We start from the raw sequence: 16,644 nt of genomic DNA on the forward strand, positions 1-16,644 counted from the left end.
GGGGGCGACGGGCGGGCGTGGATCAGGACCGTCCGGCGTGCCGGCCCTCGGCGAGGTAGGCCAGGCGGCGGAGCGTCTCGACGTTCCGGGCGTGCAGCAGCAGGTCCATCAGCGGTGCCGGCACGAACCGGCCCGGCCCGCGCACGGCGCGCTCGGTCATGCGCACCTCGCACCCGTCCGCGAGCGTCCGCACCTCGACCGTGACGCGCGCCTCGCCGAGCGGCCAGCCCTTCGGCTGCATGACCATGCGCCGTGGCGGGTCCCACTCCAGCATGGTTGTGGCGTCGTCGATCAGCACGGGCCAGGAGCCGAACGAGTGGTGCAGCCGCGAGCCCGCCGCCGGCCACGCGTCGTCCACGGCGCGCATGCGGGACGCGCCCACCACCCACGCGGGGAACAGCCAGCCGTCGGAGAGGACCTCGACGACGTCGGACGGGGAGCAGCGCATGCGGCGACGGGTGACGGACATGCCCTCAGTCTGCCGCGGACGCTCAGGCTGCGGTAATCCATCCGCTGGACACGCGGCTAGAGCCCGAGGCTCGGCCGCGGTCGATGCCGAACTCGTGCCGGAGCGCGCTGCGGGCCGCCTGGTACCCGGCCATCCCGTGCACGCCGGGGCCGGGGGTGGCCGAGCTCGAGGCGAGGTAGACGCCCGTGGCGGGCGTCCGCCACGGATCCGGCGAGAGCACCGGGCGGGCGAGCAGCTGCCGCACGGTCGCGGCGCCGGCCGCGATGTCGCCGCCGATGTAGTTGGGGTCGTGCTCCTCCATGCCCACGGCGTCGATGCTCGAGGACGCGAGGATCAGGTCCCGGAAGCCGGGCGCGAACCGCTCGATCTGCCGCGTGATCGCCTCGGTCTGGTCGACCGTCGATCCCGCGGGCACGTGCGTGTACGCCCACAGCACGTGCTGCCCGGCGGGTGCGCGACCGGGGTCGACGATCGACGGCTGCGCGACCAGGACGTACGGGTCGTCGCTGTGCCGTCCCGCGGCGACGTCGCGTTCCGCGGCCTGGATCTCGGCGCGCGTCCCGCCCACGTGCAGGGTCCCGGCCCGGCGCAGCTCGGGATCCGTCCACGGCACGGGCCCGGACAGGGCGAAGTCGACCTTGGAGGCCGCGTTCCCGTAGCGGAACCGGCGGATGGCCCGGAGGTAGCGCGCCGGCAGGCGGTCGCCCGCGATGCGCGCGAGGGCCCGGGCGCTCGTGTCGAGCAGAACCGCGCGGGCGCGGGGCAGCTCGTCGAGCGAGGCGACCTCGGAATCCGCGACGATGTCGCCGCCGTGGGCCCGCAGGTCGTCCGCCATCGCGTCGACGATGGCCTGGCTGCCGCCGACGGGCACCGGCCAGCCGCGCGCATGCGCGTACGTGCCGAGGGCGAGCGCGGCGGCGGCGGTCGAGATGCTCGGCATGGTCTGGATGGCGTGGGCGGCGACGCCCGTGAACATCGCGGGCGCCACGTCGCCGCGGAAGCGCACGTCCAGAGCGGCGAGCCCTGCTCGAGCGCGCGGAGCCCGAGGCGGATCGCGGTGGGCGGGTGCCGGGGCACCTGCAGCAGCGGGCCGTTGGTGAACTGCGCCACCCGGTCGGCCTCCGCCGCGAGCGGGCCCATCAGCCGGCGCCAGGCACGGCCGTCCACGCCCAGCGCGTCCGCGGTGCGGTCGAGGTCCCGGTAGGCGACGCCCGACCGTCCGCCGTCGAGGCGGATGCGCGTAGGAGATGTCCGGCACGACGAGGTCGATGCGGCGATGGAGCTGGAAGGCCCGGAAGAAGCCCGAGGCGAGCGCCATGGGGTGCACCGCGGAGCAGATGTCGTGGTGGAAGCCCGGGAGCGTGAGCTCCGCGGTGCGGCTGCCGCCGCCGATGGTCGCGGCGCGCTCGTGCACCTGGACGCGGAGCCCGGCCCGCGCCATCGTCACGGCCGCGGCCAGCCCGTTCGGTCCGGAGCCGACCACGATCGCGTCGATGTCACCCATGGTCCGAGGCTAGCGGCGTCGGAGCGCGACGGCCCCGGCGACGACGCCGGAGAGCGCGGCCCCCGCGCCGATGGCGACGGCCTTGGCGCGGTTGCGGACGAGCCAGACCTGGGGGCTCATAGTGCGGGCCCGGTCGCTGAAGATGCCGCGGGCGCCCTGGTCGCCGGGGATGGGGGAGTAGAGGTTCGTCGGCAGCATGGGCTGCGTCTTGTCCTCGGCCTGCTGGCCCGTGTAGCCGGCCTTCGCGAAGTACCCGTCGAGCCAGTTCGCGACGAAGCGGTTGCCGAGCACCGTCATGACGGTCGGCTCGCCCACCCAGTTGCGGCGCTTGGGCTTCTCGGCGACCGCTGCGATGGCCTGGGCGCCCACCTCCGGCTCGAAGATCGGAGGCACCGGCTGCGGGTGGTGCGGGAGCTGCGACTTGACCCAGTTGAACTGGATGGTGTTGAGCGCGGGCATGTCGACGGTGGAGATCCGGACGGCGCTCCGGTTGTGGATGAGCTCCGTCGTGACGGACTCGGTGAAGCCCTGAACCGCGTGCTTGGCGGCGCAGTACGCGGCCTGGAGCGGGATCCCGCGGTGGGCGAGCGCCGAGCCGACCTGGATCACGTGACCGCGGTCGCGCGGGACCATGCGGGACAGTGCGGCGCGCGTGCCGTTGACGAAGCCGAAGTAGTTGACCGCCGTGGCCCGCTCGAAGTCGGCGGGGTCCGTGCTGAGGAACTCGCCGAAGACGCCGACCATGGCGTCGTTGACCCAGAGGTCGATGGGGCCCAGCTCGTCCTCGACCCGGTCGGCGGCGGCCTCGACGGCCAGGCGGTCGGCGACGTCGGTCGATGCCGAGCCCGCGGCGTCCGCGGGCCTCGATGTCGGCCACGGCGCCCGCGAGGCCGTCCTCGCCGCGGGCGAGCACGGCGACGTCCCAGCCGCGGTCCGCGAGCTCGCGGACGGTCGCGCGGCCGAGCCCGGCCGATCCTCCGGTGACGACGGCGATGCCTCGGGTCATGGTGCTCCTCAGATCATTGGTGCACGAACGGTGCGTTCCCACCGTAGGCCGGGGCCCGGTCCGGCCCGCACCGGGGAGCGTCCTGCCAGGCGGTGGTCAGCCTTCGCGCTGCAGGTCGTCGCGCACCTGGCGGCGGAAGCACCTTCCCGATGAGCGACGTGGGGAGCGCGTCGACCTGCACGACACGGCGGGGGACCTTGTAGGCGGTCAGGTGCGCGCGGCAGTGGGCGCGGATCGCGGCCTCGTCGAGTGTCGCGCCCGGCTCGAGCACCACGGCGGCGGTCACGTCCTCGCCGCCGTCGGACGACGGGAGTCCGACGACCGCGGCGCCCTGCACGCCCGGGGCGCCGCGCACGACGTCCTCGACCTCGCTGGGCGAGACGTTGAAGCCGCCCGTGATGATGAGCTCCTTCATCCGGTCGACGATGGTCGTGAAGCCGTCCGCGTCGACGCGCACGATGTCGCCCGTGCGGAACCAGCCGCCCTCCAGGAGCGCCGCGCGCGTCTCGTCCGGTCGACGCCAGTAGCCCTGGAAGACCTGCGGCCCGCGGATGAGCAGCTCGCCCTCCTCGCCGGGTGCCCGGTCCACGGTAGGGTCCTCGGGATCGACGACGCGCACCTCGGTGCTCGGGAACGGCACGCCCACGGTCCCGGGCCGCCGCGACGGGCCGATCGGGTTGCCGAGCGCGACCGGCGAGGTCTCGGTGAGGCCGTAGCCCTCCACGAGGTACCCGCCCGTCAGGCCCTCCCAGAGCTCGACGGTGGAGACGGGCAGGTTCATCGCGCCGGAGATGGCGAAGCGGACGCCCGACAGGTCGACGCGCTTCGCCTGCGCGCGGGCCAGCCGCTCGTAGATGGGCGGGACGGCGGGAAGGAACGTCGGTGGGTGCTTCCGGGCGGCGGCGAGGACGAGGTCCACGTCGAACTTGGGGAACAGCACGAGGCGGGCGCCGATGCTCATGGCGAAGGTGAGGCAGAGCGTGAGGCCGTAGGCGTGGAACATCGGCAGCACGCCGTAGACCGTCTCGCCGCCGTCCGCGAGGCCGGGGACCCAGGCACGGCCCTGCATGGCGTTCGCGTGCAGGTTGCGGTGGGTGAGGATCGCGCCCTTGGGGCCCGCGGTCGTGCCGCTCGTGTACTGCAGGATCGCGACGTCGTCGAGCACCGGACGGGGCCTCGACGCGGCGATGCGGCGGTGGTCGACGAGCTCCTCCCAGGTGGTCGTGCCGGAGACGGGCGTCGTGATCGCGGCGCGGGCGCGGCGCGCGGCCGGCACGGGGAGGCGGAGCTTCAGGCGGGTCGCGAGCGGCATCGCGGCCGGCAGGTCCACCGAGACGATCGTGTCGACCGGCACGTCCCGCGGCATGTCCTGGATCGTCCCGACGACCGTGTTCCAGGCGATGACGACGCGGGCGCCGTGGTCCTCGAACTGGTGGCGGAGCTCCCGCGGGTGTACAGCGGGTTGTGCTCGACGACGATCGCGCCGAGCCGGAGCACCGCGTAGAACGCGACGATGTGCTGCGGGCAGTTCGGCAGCACGAGCGCCACGCGGTCGCCCTTGCGCACCCCGAGCCGGCGGAGCCCCTCGGCCGCGCGGCTGATCTGGTCGCCCATCTCGCGGTACGTGGTCTCGCGTCCGAAGAACTGGAGCGCCGACGGCCTTCGCGTGCCGCTGGATGGACCGCTCGACCATGTCGACGAGGGACCCGATCACCGGCGGGATGTCCGCCGACACCCCGTCCGCGTAGCTGCGTACCCAGGGCCGGTCGGCGTCGATGCTCATGTCCCCACCATAGGGAATGCGCCCGGGCGGAACCCGGGCGCATCGGCCGTGCATCGGTCGCGGGCTAGGCCGGGTAGACGACCCCGGTCAGCTGCTCGGACGCGTCCCAGAGGCGGCGCGCGAGCTCCACGTCCTTCGACCAGGGGCTGGACGCGGCCAGGTGCGGCATCCCGCTCATGCCGCCGGCGCCCGCGGGGCCGTAGTAGTCGCCCGGGTGGACGCCCAGGCCCGTCGCCGCCTGGATCTGCGGGAGGGCGCCCACGCGGACGTCCTGGCCCTGCGCGGCCGGGCCGAAGCGGGCGGCCAGATCGCTCATGGCGCCCTTCGGGCCGGATCCCGGTCCGTTCTTCGCGAGGTTCGTGGAGGTGACGCCGGGGTGCGCGGCCGCGGCCGTGATGCCCCACCCGCGCTCGTCGGACAGCGCCTGGAGGCGGCGCATGAACAGCAGGTTCGCGAGCTTGGCCTGGCCGTACGCGGCCCACGGGCTGTAGCGCCGCTCCGACTGGAGGTCGCCGAACGCGATGCGGCCCATCCAGTGCGCGAGGCTCGAGACGACGACGACGCGCGGCGCCTGCCGCGGCACGGAGCGCGGGGAGCAGCAGGCCGGTGAGGGCGAAGTGCCCGAGGTGGTTCGTCCCGAGCTGGATCTCGAAGCCGTCCGCCGTCTCGCGGCGGTCCGGCGGCGCCATGACGCCCGCGTTGTCGACCAGCACGTCGATCGGCCCGCGCTCCCGCTCCTGGTCGGCGAAGGCGCGGACGGAGGCGAGGTCGGCGAGGTCGAGCGAGCCGACCTCGACGTGGACGCCGGGTGACGGTCCCGGATGGTGCCCGCCGCCTCCTCGCCGCGCTCGGGGTCGCGGGAGGTGAGGACGACGGACGCGCCCGCGGCGGCCAGCCGGCGGGCGGTCTCGAGGCCGAGGCCGCTGTTGCCGCCGGTGACGACGGCGCGCTGCCCGTCGAGCGGGCTGATGATGATGTCGGTGGACGGGGCACGCGGACTCCTCCTGGGGGTGGGATCCCCACGCTAGCCGCCGTGGCCGGGCATCGCCCGGTGCGGCCGGCGGCGGCGGAGCCCCTGCGCGGCACCGCCGCCGCGCGGACGCCGCCGCGGGACCGCCGCGCGCCGGGCGCCGACGCGGGACGCCCGATGGGAGGATCGGGGCATGTGGACGAGACGCGGCCGGGACGGATCCGACGACGAGGGCGAAGCGGCCGCCTCGCACGCGATCGGCGTGGGCGCCGTGGTGGTCATCGTCGACGGCGCGTCCGCGACCGGCGACCCGGGCCTCGACGGCGAGCCGGTCGGCCTGGTGGTCGCGACCGCCTCGGACGGGCTGCGGAGCGTCAGCCCGGTGCCGACCGCCCGGGGACGGTCGTGGATCGTGGAGCTCGGCGCGGACGACGCGGACGGCGACGCCCCGGCACGCCGGGTCGTCGTCCCGCAGAGCGCCCTGCGCCTCCTGGACGAGATGGGCGACGCGGGCGACGCGGGCGAGACGGGCGCCGGCGCTCCCGGGCGCCCGGCGGACGACCTCCCCCGCAGCCGTGAGCTCGGCGGTGGACGCGGCCCGGCCCGGCGACGGGGACGAGCGCGCTGACGCGGGCGACGTCGATCCCGTCGACCTCGCCGTCGAGCTCATCCGCATGGACTCGACCAACCCCGACCTGGTGGCGGGCGGGGCGGGCGAGGCCGCCGTGGCCGCCCACGCCGCCGCGTGGCTGCGCGCCCGCGGCTTCCGGGTGCGCGTGCTCGAGGGCACCCCGGCCCGGCCCACCGTGCTCGCGACCGTGCGCGGCACGGGCGGCGGCCGGACGATCCTCCTCGACGGGCACCTCGACACCGTCCCGCCCGGCGACCCGGTGCGCGGCGGGACCGCGCCCGTGGTCGAGGACGGGCGGCTCCTCGGACGCGGCGCCTTCGACATGAAGGCGGGGCTCGCGGCGATGATGGTCGCCGCCGACCGTGCCCGGCGGATCGGAACGCGCGGCGACGTCGTGCTCGCGCTCGTCGCCGACGAGGAGTTCGCCAGCATCGGCACGGAGGAGGCGCTCCGCGCGCTCGCCGCGGACGGCACGGTCGTCGACGGCGCCGTCATCTCCGAGCCCAGCCAGTCGGAGGCGATCGTCGCGCACCGCGGCTTCGGCTGGTACGAGGTGCGGCTGCGCGGACGTGCCGCCCACGGGTCGATGCCCGAGCAGGGCGTCGACGCGATCGCGCACGCCGGCCTCGTCCTCCGGGAGCTCGACGCGCTCGCCGGCCGCCTCGCGGACGGGCCGCGCCATCCGCTGCTCGGTACGGGCGCGGTGCGCGTCTCGCGGATCCACGGCGGCTCGGATGCCGCGACGGTCGCCGACGCGTGCGTCCTCACGGTCGAGCGGCGCTTCCTGCCCGGGCAGTCCACCGCCGAGGTCGAGGCCGAGCTGCGCGCCGCGCTCTCGGCCGTGGCCGCCCGCACGCCGGGGATGGCCGCCGAGCTCGTCGTGCTCGTGGCGCGCGCGGCCTTCGAGGCGGACATCGAGGGACCCCTCGCCCGGGCGGTGCTCGACAGCGGCGCCCGCGTCACGGGCGCACCGGTCCCGCACCGCGGCGAGCCGTTCTGGACCGACGCGGGGCTCGTGCAGGAGGCGGGGATCCCCTGCATCCTCCTCGGGGTCACGGGCGGCGGCGCGCACGCGGACGAGGAGTGGGCCGAGGTCGACTCCGTCCGGCGGCTCGCCGACGTGCTGGAGGGCGCGATCCTCGACTTCTGCGGGAGCGTCGGCGACGCCGAGGCCGAGGCCGCGCCCCCGGTTGCCGGCCGGCTAGTCGTCAGTCGCGGGTCGCGGACCGGTGCAGCTCGACATCAAGCTGGCCGTCCGCCGCCGTCCCGGTCATCCAGGTGAAGTCGGGCTGGCGCCGCCGGTCGGTGGGCGAGCCCGGGTTCAGCAGACGGAGCCCCGCGGGCGTCACGGTGTCCCACGGGATGTGGCTGTGGCCGAAGACGAGCACGTCGGCGTCGGGGAACGCCGCGTCCATGCGCCGCTCCCGTCCCGACGACGCTCCCGTCTCATGGGTCACCGCGATGCGGACGCCCTCGATGCGCACCCGCGCGGTCTCCGGCAGCCGCGCGCGGAGGCCCTCGGGATCGTTGTTGCCCCAGCAGGCGACGAGGCGGGCCGACCGCGCCTCGAGCGCGTCGAGCGTCGCCTCGTCGACCCAGTCGCCCGCGTGCACGACCACGTCGGCGGCGTCGATGGCCCGCCAGAGCGCCTGCGGCAGGTCCTTCGCGCGCTTCGGCAGATGGGTGTCGCTGATCAGCACGAGCGAGGTGGTCACGTGCCCACGCTACCGACGGCCGGCCGCGCCGGCGGATCCGGCGGATCCGTCGACGTCGCGCCCCGCGCCCTGCATCCCGCGCGCCATGATGGACAACGACCCGTCCGCCCACCGCCCCTCGAGGAGGCGCCCATGACCGGCATCACCCGCGGCTTCGTCGGCCGCCCCCGGAAGGGACCGGCCGACCGCCTCCCTCCGGGCCAGTACGACACGCACGGCGGCTGGCCCGTGCTCACGGCCGAGGCGGTGCCGAACCTGCCGGAGTCGCGGTGGTCCATCGCGGTCGACGGCCTCGTCGAGCGCCCGACGGCATGGGACTGGGACGAGGCGCACGCCCTGCCCCGCTCCGAGTACGCGGGCGACATCCACTGCGTGACCACGTGGAGCCGCCTCGACACGCGCTTCGCCGGCGTCAGCGTCGACACGCTGCTGGACGCGGCGGGCCCGCTCCCGGAGGCCCGCTTCGTCCTGGCGACCTCGCACTCCGGCTACACCACCAACCTGCCGCTGGAGGACGTCCGCGGCGGCCGGGCCTGGATCGCGTGGGAGGCCGACGGCCGGCCGCTCAGCCCCGACCACGGCGGTCCGGCGCGGCTGCTCGTGCCCCACCTCTACTTCTGGAAGAGCGCCAAGTGGATCGCCCGGCTCACGCTCCTCGACCGCGACCAGCAGGGGTTCTGGGAGCGCAACGGCTACCACGACCGGGGCGACCCGTGGCGCGAGCAGCGCTACCAGGGGGACCGCTGAGCGCCGCCGCCACCGGGCCCGCCTCGGTGGGCGGCGAGTGGCGGACCGCGACCATCACCGGGATCGAGCACCCGACGCCGGCGACCGTTCTCCTCCGCTTCGACGTGCCCGACCGGATCCCGCACCTCCCCGGGCAGCACTGCGTCGTCCGACTCCGCGCGGAGGACGGGTACACGGCGCAGCGCTCGTACTCCCTCCTCTCCGCCCCGCACGAGCCGGAGGTGGAGTTGCTGATGGAGCGCTACGAGGACGGCGAGGTCAGCGGCTTCTTCGCCGACGTCGCCCGCGTCGGCGACGAGATCGAGATGCGCCTGCCGATCGGCGGGTTCCTCGTCTGGGACGGCGCGACCCCCGCGGTCGCCCTCGGCGGCGGCACGGGCGCCGTGCCGATCGTGTCGATGATCCGCCACGCCCGGCACCTCGGCGTCCCCGGCCTCGTCCGCGCGGCCGTGTCGGCGCGCACCGCGGCGGACGTGCCCTGCCTCGACGAGCTCGAGGCCGCGGGCGCGCTCGTCGCGACCACGCGGGAGCGCCGCGGTGCGCGCGGATTCGGCCGGCTCCGGGCGGAGGAGGTCGCCCGACTGGCCGAGGGCGCTGACGTGGCCTTCGTCTGCGGGTCCACGGCCTTCGCCGGAGGCGCGACGCGGCTCCTCCTCGACGCGGGCGTCGGCCGGGACGCCATCCGCATCGAGCAGTTCGGCCCGTCGGGGGAGCGACGCCCCCGCGCGTACGTCCGCCGCGCGCACGGCCGCCGCGCGCACGCCCGTCGTGTGCGCGCCCGTCGTGCCCGGCATCGAGCCGACCGGACGCGGGCAGGCCGTCCGATGGAGCCCCGGCCGTACCGCCGGCGGCCCGCGCGCGGCACACTGGTCACGACGGCGACGGAGCCGCGGGGAGCGGGTGGCGCGTGGAACGGACGGTCGTGCTGCTGCGCGGGATCAACGTCGGACGGGCGAAGCAGGTGCCCATGGCCGACCTGACGGCGGCCCTGGAGGGCCTCGGATACCGGAGCGTCCGGACGCACCTGCGCAGCGGCAACGCGGTCGTCGACCACGATCGGCCGCCCGGCCGCGGGGCGGCGGTCGCCATCGAGGACGCCGTGCGTCTCGCCACCGGGGTCACGGCCGACGTGCACCTGGTCGCCGCCGACGACTTCCGGCGGATCGCGGCGGGCATCCCCTCCGCGTGGGTCACGGACGATCCCTCCCGGCTCATCGTGTCGTTCCTCGACCGGCCGCGGCGGCCGATGCCGCCCGCGCCGCCCGAGGACGACATCGCTCCCGACCTCGTGTCGGTCGGGCCGGACGCCGTCTACTCGTGGCACCCCGACGGGGTGTCCCGGTCCCGCGTGCCCGCGTCCTTCTGGCGCGGGCTGGGCGTCTCGGTCACGGCACGGAACGCCCGCACGGTCGCCGCGCTGGTCGCGCTCCTCGATGCGTGAGGGGACGCGCGCGACCACGCCCCCCGCACGGGGGTGGCGCCCAGAGACCCGTCATGGCCCCCGCGGGCATCGCGGGCGCGTGGGCCTCCTCACGGCCCGGACGGGGGGATAGGTTCGTGGACGTGAGCAGATTCGCGGAGCGCTGGAAGTCCCACATCCTGGAGACGTTCTCGGCGGACTCCGAGGGCCGGCCCCAGTGGATCCAGGACCTGGAGCGGGGCGAGGACGAGGGCTGGTTCGGGCCGGGCTCGGCCGTGTGGGCCGTGCACGGGGGCATGCCGTCGCTCGTCGCCGGGATCCGCGCCCTCCTCATGCAGACGCTCCACCCGGGTGCCATGGCGGGTGTGCACGACTGGTCGCGCTATCGCGAGGACCCGCTCGGCCGGCTCGCCGGCACGGTCCGCTGGGTCGTGACCACCTCGTTCGGCGACCGCGACACGGCGGTCGACGTGAGCCGGCGCGTCCGCGGGTACCACCGCAAGGTGCAGGGCACCTTCGTCGACGGGCGCGGCGTCGAGCGCCCCTACAGCGCGAACGACCCCGACCTCCTGTCGTGGGTGCACATCGTCTTCACCGACGCGTTCCTCAGCACGCACCTCCAGTGGGGGCCCCCGATCCCCGGCGGCCCCGACCGGTACGTCGCCGAGTGGGCGAAGGCCGGCGAATTGATGGGCGTCGAGGCGCCGCCGCGCTCCCACGCGGAGCTGCACGCGCAGATCGACGCCTTCCACGACCAGGGTCTCCTGCGTGCCGACGAGCGCACCCGCGAGACGATCTCGTTCCTCCGCGAGCCGCCGCTGCGCGCCTCGATGCTCCCGGCCTACCGGGTCCTCTTCGCCGGCGCGGTGGCGTCCCTGGAGCCGCGCTACAGAGAGCTCCTCGGCCTCGACCGGGCGTCGTTCGGGCCCTTCCCGCTGCCGGCCCTCGCCTCGACCCGCGTGATGCTCGGCGTCGCCGGACGGGTCATGGGTGAGCAGTCCACCAGCCACGAGGCCGCCCTGAAGCGCATCGCGCGGCTCGCGGACGAGCCCGGCACGTCCGGGTCCGCTCCGGTCGATCCTCGTCCGGGTCGGGGTGACGACGCCGGCCACCGGGAGCGACCGGCGGCCTGAGCGGCCTCCGTCCTGCGCCGCCGGGGCTCCGAACGGCTCGCGGCGTCCGATGTCGGGGGGCCCGGCTAGCGTGGACACGACATGAGCAGGCAGGACGGATCCACCCGACGCACGTCCGACGCGAGCGCGGACGACTCGGCGGCCACGATCCTGCACATCGACATGGACGCGTTCTTCGCGGCCGTCGAGCTGCTCGAGCGCCCCGAGCTGCGGGGCACGCCCGTCATCGTCGGCGGGTCCTCCGGTCGCGGCGTGGTCACGAGCGCCACGTACGAGGCGCGTCGGTTCGGCGTCCGGTCCGCCATGCCCATGGCGCAGGCCCTCCGGCTCTGCCCGCAGGCCACCGTCATCGGCGGGCACATGGAGAAGTACGCGCACTGGTCGAAGGTGGTCATGGGCATCTTCCGCGATGTCACTCCGCTCGTCGAGCCCCTCAGCATCGACGAGGCGTTCCTCGACGTCGCGGGCGCCCGGGGGCTCTTCGGCCCACCCGCCGAGATCGGCGCGATGATCCGGCGCCGCGTGCACGCGGAGACGGGTCTCACCTGCTCCGTCGGCGCGGCGTCCACCAAGTTCGTCGCCAAGCTGGCGAGCACGCGCTGCAAGCCCGACGGGCTGCTCGTCGTCCCGGCGGCCGAGACGCTGCCCTTCCTCCACGCGCTGCCCGTCGGCGCGCTCTGGGGCGTCGGGCGGACGACGGAGGAGGCGCTGGTGCGGCGCGGTCTCCGCACCGTCGCGGACATCGCCGACACGCCCCTGCCCGCCCTGCAGTCGATGCTCGGCGAGTCCGCCGGCGCCCGCCTGCACGACCTCTCCTGGGGCCGCGACCGCCGCCGCGTGAGCACGCACCGCGAGGAGAAGAGCATGGGCCACGAGAACACGTTCCACGACGACGTGACCGACCCGGAGATCATCCGGCGGGAGCTCCTCGGCCAGGCCACGCGCGTCGCCGAGCGCCTGCGGCGGGCGGGCCTCACCGCGCGCACCGTCTCGCTCAAGCTCCGGTACTCCGACTTCCGCACCATCACGCGCTCGCGCACGCTGTCCGAGCCGACGGACGTGGCCCGGCGCATCTACGACGAGATCCGCGACGTCTACGAGCAGGTCGCCCGGCCGGGGGACCGCATCCGGCTCGTGGGAGCGCGCGCCGAGCAGCTCGACGACGCCGACAGCCGCCCCGTGGCGCTGTGGGACGTCGACGAGGGGTGGCGCGAGGCCGAGCGCACGGTCGACCAGGCCGCGCAGCGCTTCGGCCGCGGGGCCATCGGCCCGGCGTCGCTCCTCCGTCGGCCCGGTGCGAAGGGCGCGACCGTGTCGGATCCTCGCACCGAGGCGGCCGCCCGCGGTATCCTCCCGGGACATCCGCCCGACTGACGAGGACCACGATGACCGATCCCGCCGCTCCCGTTCCCGACGACCGACCCGCACCGGCCCCGGACGGGGAGCACGTCGAGGCGGTGCCGGCCAGGAGTCCCGCGCCTTCGCCCGAGCCCTGGGCGCCGGGGCCCGCGCCGTACGGCCTGGCGCCGGCGCCCGTGCCCCCCGCCCCCGCGTACGCGTCCTGGGGGCAGCCGGTCTACGCGGCCGCGCCGCCGAAGGGCCTCAGCGTCGCGTCGATGGTCATCGGCCTCGTCTCCGTCGTGTTCTTCTGGACGTTCCTCTGCCCCATCGTGGGGCTGGTCCTCGGCATCGTGGGCATCCGACGGGAGCCGGCCGGCCGCGGCTTCGCGGTCGCGGGCCTCATCCTCAACGGCGTCCTGCTGCTCATCCCCGTGGTGGTGCTCGTGTTCCTGCTGACCGCCGGCGCCGCGTTGTTCGGCGCGGCGGCGACTTGCCGGCAGCTGATCTCGATCCGCTGACGTCCGCGCCCCCGCGGACGGACGGAGAGTCGCGCTGCCCCTCGGACAGCGCTGCCCCTCGGACGACGCTGCCCGGCAAGGCGGCGCCGGCGGGCGGGCGGGACGGCTAGGGCCGGCCCATGCCCCGGTAGCGCCACCCCGCCGCGCGCCACGCCAGCGGGTCGAGGCAGTTGCGCCCGTCGACGATGACCGGCGTCGACACGATGGCCTTGAGCTCCGCCGGGTCGATGGCCCGGTACTGCTTCCACTCCGTGAGCAGCATGACGACGTCGGCGTCGCGAGCCGCCTCCTGCCACGTGTCGACGTACGTGAGCTCCGGGAACCTGCGGCGCGAGTTCTCGTTCGCGTACGGGTCCGTCGCGAGCACGCGGGCCCCCTGCAGCTGGAGCTGCGCGGAGATGCTGAGCGCCGGCGAGTCGCGCACGTCGTCCGACTCGGGCTTGAAGGCGAGGCCGAGGACGGCCACGTTGCGCCCGAGGAGCGATCCGCCGCACACCTCGCGCGCCACGTCGACGGCTCGCACGCGGCGGCGCATGTTGATGGAGTCCACCTCGCGCAGGAACGTCAGCGCCTGGTCGGCGCCGAGCTCTCCCGCTCGGGCCATGAACGCCCGGATGTCCTTCGGGAGGCAGCCGCCGCCGAACCCGATGCCGGCGTTGAGGAAGCGCCGTCCGATGCGATCGTCGTAGCCGATCGCGTCCGCGAGCTGCGTGACGTCGGCGCCGGTGGCCTCGCAGACCTCGGCCATGGCGTTGATGAAGGAGATCTTGGTGGCGAGGAACGCGTTGGCCGACACCTTCACGAGCTCGGCGGTCTCGTAGTCGGTCGTGACCCGCGCGGTCCCGGTGCCGAGCGCCGTCGCGTAGACCTCGTCGAGCGCCGCGCGGGCGGTCTCGCCGGCCTCGCCCGCGGGGAGGCCGTAGACGAAGCGGTCGGGGGTGAGCGTGTCCTCGATGGCGAAGCCCTCGCGCAGGAACTCGGGGTTCCACATGAGGATGGCGCCGGGCACGCGCTCCTGGACCCGCTCGGCCAGACGGCGCGCGGTGCCGACGGGCACGGTCGACTTGCCCGCGATGACGTCGCCCTCGGCGAGGTGGGGGACCAGTGCGTCGATCGCGGCGTCCACGTACGTGAGGTCCGCCGCGTTCTCCCCGCGTCGCTGGGGCGTCCCGACGGCCACGAAGTGCACGCGGGCACCGGCGGCCTCGGCGATGTCCGTCGTGAATCGGAGGCGGCCCGTGGCGAGCTGCTCGGTGAGCAGCTCCGGCAGCCCCGGCTCGAAGAAGGGCGCGACGCCGGACTGCAGCGCGGCGACCTTGGCGGCGTCCACGTCGACGGCGACGACCTCGTGACCCAGGCGGCTCATGCTCGCCGCGTGGACGGCTCCGAGGTAGCCGCAGCCGATGACAGATATGCGCACGGGAAGTCCATTTCGTCGAGGGGGGATGCCGCGTACCGACGCGCGGGAACATCGTCGGCGTGCCCCCCAGCCCCGGCCAGCTCGAACCTAGCATGCAGGGAGCAGCCGACCATGCGCCCGCCGACTCGTCGGCGGGGCGGGGAGGAGACGCGGGATCCGCCCGCCCCTCCTCCCCGCGTCGATCAGGAGAGCAGCGCCTCCGAGGAGTCCGCCACCGGTCCGAGGATCGCGGCCGTGCGCGCCGGCAGGACCACCTCGTTGTCGCCGAGCGCGACGCCCGTCGCGGTGGCGAGCAGCAGCGCGGGTCGCTCGCCCACGACGGGCACGCGGCGCTCCTCGTCGGAGAGGTTCACCACGATGGAGAGCTCGCCGCGGTCCATGACGAGCAGTCGCGCCTCCTCGTGCACCTCGACCTCGACCTCGGCGAACCGCGGGTCGGTGAGGTCGGGGTGCGCCCGGCGGAGGCGGATCAGCTCGCCGTAGAGCGCGAACAGGCGCGCGTGGCGCGAGTCGGACGCCTCCGCCCCGTAGAGCTCGGCCCAGTCGAGCTTCGAGTCCTCGAACGTCGAGAGGTCCTGCGGGTTCGGCACGACGGACTCGTCCCAGCCCATCTTCGCGAACTCCTCGATGCGGCCCTTCGCGGTCGCCTCGCCGAGGTCGTGCTCCGGGTGCGACGTGAAGAACTGCCACGGGGTGGTGGCGCCCCACTCCTCGCCCATGAAGAGCATGGGCGTGAAGGGCGACGTGAGCGTGAGCACCGCGGCCAGCGCCAGGCCGCCCTCGTCGAGCGTCGCCGTGAGGCGGTCGCCTGTGGCGCGGTTGCCGATCTGGTCGTGGTTCTGGTTCGCGACCACGAGGCGGTGCGTCGGGATCCGCTCGGTGTCGAGCGGCCGCCCGTGGACGCGGCCCCGGAACGACGACCACGTGCCGTCGTGGAAGAACCCGCGCGTGAGCACCTTGGCGAGGGCGCCCAGGGAGGCGAAGTCCTCGTAGTAGCCGGTCGTCTCGCCCGTGAGGGCCACATGGACCGCGTGGTGGAAGTCGTCGCTCCACTGCGCGTCGAGGCCGTAGCCGTGCGCCTCGCGGGACGTGATCAGCTCCGGGTCGTTCAGGTCGGACTCCGCGATGAGCGTGAGGGGCCGTCCGACGTGCGCCGCGAGGACGTCGACCTGCACCGCGAGCTCCTCGAGGAGGTGCGTCGCGGTGTGGTCCACGAGCGCGTGCACCGCGTCGAGGCGCAGCGCATCCACGTGGTAGTCGCCGAGCCACATGAGCGCGTTGTCGATGATGTACTCGCGGACGGGACCGGAGTCCTCGCCGTCGAGGTTGAGGCTGGATCCCCAGGTGTTGGCCGAGGCCTCGTGCAGGTACGGGCCGTAGACGGGCAGGTAGTTGCCGGACGGGCCGAGGTGGTTGTAGACCACGTCCTGCACGACGCCGAGTCCGCGGGCATGGCACGCGTCGACGAAGCGCTGGTACGCCTCGGGGCCGCCGTAGGTCTCCTGGACGGCGTACCAGAGCACCCCGTCGTATCCCCAGTTGTGCGTGCCGTTGAAGCCGTTGACCGGCAGCACCTCCACGAGGTCGACGCCGAGCGCGACGAGGTGGTCGAGCCGGTCGATGGCGGAGTCGAGCGTGCCCTCGGGCGTGAACGTCCCGATGTGCATCTCGTAGATGACGGCCCCGGCGAGGCGCCGGCCGGTCCACGCCTGGTCCGTCCAGGCGAAGGTCGAGGGGTCGTAGGTGCGCGAGCGCCCGTGGACGCCGTCCGGCTGGCGCCGCGAGCGGGGGTCCGGCAGGGCCGTGTCGGCGTCGTCCACGAGGTAGCCGTAGTCGAGGTCGCCGGAGGGCAGGGCCTCGGCGCGCTCGGCGTCGAGGGTCCACCACCCGTCGCCCACGGGGGAGAGCGGGAGGCGCTCGTCGCCCACGGACAGGGCGAGGGTGCGGGCCTTCGGGGCCCAGATGTCGAAGCGGTCGTCGGTCATGC

At 74.9% G+C, this 16,644-nt stretch carries 13 protein-coding genes and 4 pseudogenes; 8 read left to right on the forward strand and 9 right to left on the reverse strand.

The annotated features are described in order from the left end of the window. Positions 1-22: 22 nt before the first annotated feature. The 6 genes and pseudogenes from ACZ411_RS05210 to ACZ411_RS05235 form a co-directional block, all read right to left on the reverse strand. The gene (locus ACZ411_RS05210) at positions 23-469 is read right to left on the reverse strand and encodes an SRPBCC family protein (RefSeq protein WP_104342955.1); all 447 of its coding nucleotides are present in this window, start codon (positions 467-469) and stop codon (positions 23-25) included. 22 nt (positions 470-491) lie between these two features. Then, a pseudogene (locus ACZ411_RS05215) lies at positions 492-1,973 on the reverse strand (phytoene desaturase family protein). Positions 1,974-1,982: 9 nt separating this feature from the next. Beyond that, positions 1,983-2,979, reverse strand: a pseudogene (locus ACZ411_RS05220) (SDR family oxidoreductase). A gap of 96 nt (positions 2,980-3,075) precedes the next feature. After that, positions 3,076-4,762, reverse strand: a pseudogene (locus tag ACZ411_RS05225) (long-chain-fatty-acid--CoA ligase). A 64-nt stretch (positions 4,763-4,826) separates the two neighbouring features. Next, complete coding sequence (locus ACZ411_RS05230) at positions 4,827-5,345, reverse strand: SDR family NAD(P)-dependent oxidoreductase (protein ID WP_464169011.1); 519 nt, start codon at positions 5,343-5,345, stop codon at positions 4,827-4,829. Positions 5,346-5,633: 288 nt separating this feature from the next. Beyond that, positions 5,634-5,738: pseudogene (locus ACZ411_RS05235) on the reverse strand (short chain dehydrogenase); the annotation flags it as partial. Between the two features lie 187 nt (positions 5,739-5,925). Here ACZ411_RS05235 and ACZ411_RS05240 point away from each other — a divergent pair. Beyond that, positions 5,926-6,360 carry a hypothetical protein gene (locus ACZ411_RS05240; protein ID WP_464169013.1) on the forward strand — a complete coding sequence of 145 codons (435 nt, stop codon included), beginning with the start codon at positions 5,926-5,928 and terminating at the stop codon, positions 6,358-6,360. Continuing rightward, positions 6,308-7,645, forward strand: coding sequence for a M20/M25/M40 family metallo-hydrolase (locus tag ACZ411_RS05245; protein ID WP_464169015.1), 1,338 nt, complete (start codon positions 6,308-6,310; stop codon positions 7,643-7,645). The genes ACZ411_RS05240 and ACZ411_RS05245 overlap by 53 nt, the downstream gene beginning before the upstream one ends. Here the strand turns inward: ACZ411_RS05245 and ACZ411_RS05250 are convergent. Then, the gene (locus tag ACZ411_RS05250; RefSeq protein WP_104289131.1) at positions 7,572-8,078 is read right to left on the reverse strand and encodes a metallophosphoesterase family protein; all 507 of its coding nucleotides are present in this window, start codon (positions 8,076-8,078) and stop codon (positions 7,572-7,574) included. The two genes, ACZ411_RS05245 and ACZ411_RS05250, sit on opposite strands and share 74 nt — an antisense overlap. A gap of 132 nt (positions 8,079-8,210) precedes the next feature. On the opposite strand from ACZ411_RS05250, the gene ACZ411_RS05255 reads away from it, so the two are divergent. The 6 genes from ACZ411_RS05255 to ACZ411_RS05280 all read left to right on the forward strand — a co-directional run bounded on the left by ACZ411_RS05255 (position 8,211) and on the right by ACZ411_RS05280 (position 13,237). Then, positions 8,211-8,825, forward strand: coding sequence for a sulfite oxidase-like oxidoreductase (locus ACZ411_RS05255; RefSeq protein ID WP_094115660.1), 615 nt, complete (start codon positions 8,211-8,213; stop codon positions 8,823-8,825). Next, positions 8,792-9,805 (forward strand): FAD-binding oxidoreductase, encoded by a 1,014-nt coding sequence (locus ACZ411_RS05260; RefSeq protein WP_464169018.1) that lies wholly within the window; start codon positions 8,792-8,794, stop codon positions 9,803-9,805. The genes ACZ411_RS05255 and ACZ411_RS05260 overlap by 34 nt, the downstream gene beginning before the upstream one ends. Next, a complete protein-coding gene (locus tag ACZ411_RS05265) occupies positions 9,793-10,266 on the forward strand; it encodes a DUF1697 domain-containing protein (protein ID WP_464169020.1) in 474 nt (157 codons plus the stop codon). The genes ACZ411_RS05260 and ACZ411_RS05265 overlap by 13 nt, the downstream gene beginning before the upstream one ends. Positions 10,267-10,382: 116 nt before the next feature. Beyond that, a complete protein-coding gene (locus ACZ411_RS05270) occupies positions 10,383-11,378 on the forward strand; it encodes an oxygenase MpaB family protein (protein WP_104289134.1) in 996 nt (331 codons plus the stop codon). Positions 11,379-11,459: 81 nt separating this feature from the next. After that, positions 11,460-12,752 carry a DNA polymerase IV gene (locus ACZ411_RS05275; protein ID WP_464169023.1) on the forward strand — a complete coding sequence of 431 codons (1,293 nt, stop codon included), beginning with the start codon at positions 11,460-11,462 and terminating at the stop codon, positions 12,750-12,752. A gap of 11 nt (positions 12,753-12,763) precedes the next feature. Then, a complete protein-coding gene (locus tag ACZ411_RS05280; RefSeq protein WP_464169025.1) occupies positions 12,764-13,237 on the forward strand; it encodes a DUF4190 domain-containing protein in 474 nt (157 codons plus the stop codon). Positions 13,238-13,343: 106 nt separating this feature from the next. Here ACZ411_RS05280 and ACZ411_RS05285 read toward each other — a convergent pair whose 3' ends face one another. Together ACZ411_RS05285 and treZ are read right to left on the reverse strand one after the other, a co-directional pair. Continuing rightward, entirely contained in the window at positions 13,344-14,657 is a 1,314-nt protein-coding gene (locus ACZ411_RS05285; protein WP_104289136.1) for a UDP-glucose dehydrogenase family protein, read from the reverse strand. Between the two features lie 182 nt (positions 14,658-14,839). Next, complete coding sequence (gene treZ / locus ACZ411_RS05290) at positions 14,840-16,642, reverse strand: malto-oligosyltrehalose trehalohydrolase (protein WP_464169028.1); 1,803 nt, start codon at positions 16,640-16,642, stop codon at positions 14,840-14,842. Positions 16,643-16,644: the final 2 nt, after the last annotated feature.

The organism is Clavibacter sp. AC415, from assembly GCF_979252985.1.

What these genes read in the sequence shown, in the direction of transcription:
- ACZ411_RS05210 (WP_104342955.1), bottom strand. Translation starts at nt 469, where the DNA reads ATGTCCGTCACCCGTCGCCGCATGCGCTGCTCCCCGTCCGACGTCGTC.
- ACZ411_RS05240 (WP_464169013.1), top strand. Translation starts at nt 5,926, where the DNA reads ATGTGGACGAGACGCGGCCGGGACGGATCCGACGACGAGGGCGAAGCG.
- ACZ411_RS05255 (WP_094115660.1), top strand. Translation starts at nt 8,211, where the DNA reads ATGACCGGCATCACCCGCGGCTTCGTCGGCCGCCCCCGGAAGGGACCG.
- ACZ411_RS05265 (WP_464169020.1), top strand. Translation starts at nt 9,793, where the DNA reads ATGGCCGACCTGACGGCGGCCCTGGAGGGCCTCGGATACCGGAGCGTC.
- ACZ411_RS05275 (WP_464169023.1), top strand. Translation starts at nt 11,460, where the DNA reads ATGAGCAGGCAGGACGGATCCACCCGACGCACGTCCGACGCGAGCGCG.
- ACZ411_RS05280 (WP_464169025.1), top strand. Translation starts at nt 12,764, where the DNA reads ATGACCGATCCCGCCGCTCCCGTTCCCGACGACCGACCCGCACCGGCC.
- treZ (WP_464169028.1), bottom strand. Translation starts at nt 16,642, where the DNA reads ATGACCGACGACCGCTTCGACATCTGGGCCCCGAAGGCCCGCACCCTC.